This window comes from Catenibacillus scindens, from assembly GCF_014202115.1.
Lineage (GTDB): Bacteria > Bacillota > Clostridia > Lachnospirales > Lachnospiraceae > Catenibacillus > Catenibacillus scindens.
The window spans coordinates 1-2,182 of record NZ_JACHFW010000044.1; the positions used below are offsets into that span (position 1 = coordinate 1).

Consider the following 2,182-nt stretch of genomic DNA (forward strand, 5'->3'; position numbering starts at 1 on the left):
GCAGGAGCGGTAAGAGTATGCAGGAGCTTATGACGTTTCTTGAGGTGTGAGGAGCGTCAGAATACTTTTAGTGTAACTTTTTTGCAAAGTTAGCAATAAAAATAATTTAGATACAGATAAATTTGCCAGAATGCTGAATGATCCATCACAGTGTTACAAATTCTATTGGTTAGAAGCAATTGTGAATTTGATTACAATCACTGAAGAGGATTTAACATTTGATCAGATTATTAACGAGATGATTTGGGAAGCATGGCATTCAGTTACACGTTACCATTTACATCTTGGACCGACAATAAAGGGAAAGTCTGAAAACTTTCTTGAGCATGCTATCGGGATCGTGGAAAAAGATCCTTTATTAAAGCAACCAGCCTCAAAAAATGATGTCATGGAAGCAATTGTGCGTAATGATTCAGAGCTTCGAGTAGATAAGAATAGTCTGACTATATATGTTCCATATCGTTTACTATCGTCTTTCTTGGATGAAGTAAGTGGCAGCGATCATGTTTGGGATTCTCAAAAGCGTATAATAGCCTATTTTGAAATGATCAATAAAAAGACACCGCTTTTGTATACTATTATTGACGGAAAAGGCCTACAGAAAAAGGTACATGTGAACGAATACTGGAAACAACTTATTTACGATAATTATCCAGTAATTACAAGCTGGATTCAGTTAAAAAAAATTCGTTTTTTACAGGATCGTAATCCGGGAGTGCCAGGTATTATTTACAAACTATCTCCGGAAAATGAGATAACCCGCAAGTTAAGTAATGCACGTGATTTGTGGAAGTCAGCAGTCAATTATGGGAATCTATCTGTACATGATATTTACTCTGGTAGAGAATTAGATATTCAGCACTTTGATTTGGATCACTTTGTTCCGTGGTCTTATGTAGCAAATGACGAGTTATGGAATTTGATTCCGATGGAAAAGAGGCTGAATTCAAGCAAGAAGAATAAACTTCCTGATTGGGGGGAGTATTTTCGGAGAATGGCTGAGAGCCAGTATAGATTGTACAAAGTTATTTTTTCTCATGGAGAAGTGCGAACACGCTTTGAAAAGTGCCGTAGAGACAATCTGAATGCTATTTGGGCAACTGAAAGATTATACATTGAGGGGAATTCGAGGGAACAGTTCATAAATATCCTGGAGCATAACATGAAACCATTGTATGACTCTGCTTATTTGCAGGGATACGGACTATGGAAATTACCAGAGCAGTTGGTTATATGAGGTAACTATGAGACAAGAATTAGAAACAACAATTGCATTTTATGATGAGCAGTATGCCGAAAGTACAGCACACTTGGATATGCAGAAATTATATGATCGATTTGAAAAGTACCTGCCTGAAGGTGCTTCTGTATTGGATGCCGGATGTGGCAGCGGCCGGGATAGTAAGCATTTTATTGAAAAAGGCTATACTGTAACTGCATTCGATGCTTCTGGAATCATGTGTGAGTATGCTTCAATGTTGACAGGCCAAGAAGTTAGAAAACTGACCTTTCAAGAAATGGACTATCAGGATTGTTTTGATGGAATATGGGCTTGTGCTTCTCTTCTTCATGTTCCGGAAGATGAAATGGTAACTGTGCTGAAAAACATCGCAGCTGCTCTAAAAAAAGGAGGAGTACTCTATGCGTCTTGGAAATATGGGGATAAGAACCGTTTTGATTGTGTAACGAATCGTTATTTTTGTGATATGACAGATAAAAAAATAAATGAGCTAATTAAATCTGTAATAGCTTTAGATGTCTGTGATAGTTGGTTGACCTGTGATGTAAGAAACGAGTATAACACCCAAAACTGGATTAATGTTTTGGCAAAAAAGATTTGATGACGGAGACTAATGAGTTCAAATAAAATATATTTTAGTGACTTTTTTAAAATAGATTCCAAATTATTGGAAGAGTATGGGGCGTTTAATGTTTCATTGGTTAACGACTTACCTCTGTTTATAGATCCATTTCTTATTTTTTGTAATGAAGAAACAGAGTGTCAGGAAATGCATGATGAAATAATTAAGTACCTTATTTATCTCAGAGATAGAGCTGCTGTTGAAGAATTCCCTTCTGATGGAGTGTTGCAAACAGCCACTTTCTGCGGACAGCAGGGCCACATTTCCCGGACAGTCAGGGCCATATTAAGCGGACAGTTCGTGGAAACAGCAGGGCGGGG

Annotated in this window: 2 protein-coding genes and 1 pseudogene; all 3 read left to right on the forward strand. The window is 37.4% G+C overall.

The features are described 5' to 3' along the window. Positions 1-181 precede the first annotated feature (181 nt). Positions 182-1,237 (forward strand): HNH endonuclease domain-containing protein, encoded by a 1,056-nt coding sequence (locus HNP82_RS17675; RefSeq protein ID WP_183776824.1) that lies wholly within the window; start codon positions 182-184, stop codon positions 1,235-1,237. A 7-nt stretch (positions 1,238-1,244) separates the two neighbouring features. Next, positions 1,245-1,841, forward strand: a complete 597-nt coding sequence (locus tag HNP82_RS17680) for a class I SAM-dependent methyltransferase (RefSeq protein ID WP_183776825.1) — start codon at positions 1,245-1,247, stop codon at positions 1,839-1,841. Positions 1,842-1,853: 12 nt separating this feature from the next. Next, positions 1,854-2,182: pseudogene (locus HNP82_RS17685) on the forward strand (hypothetical protein); the annotation flags it as partial.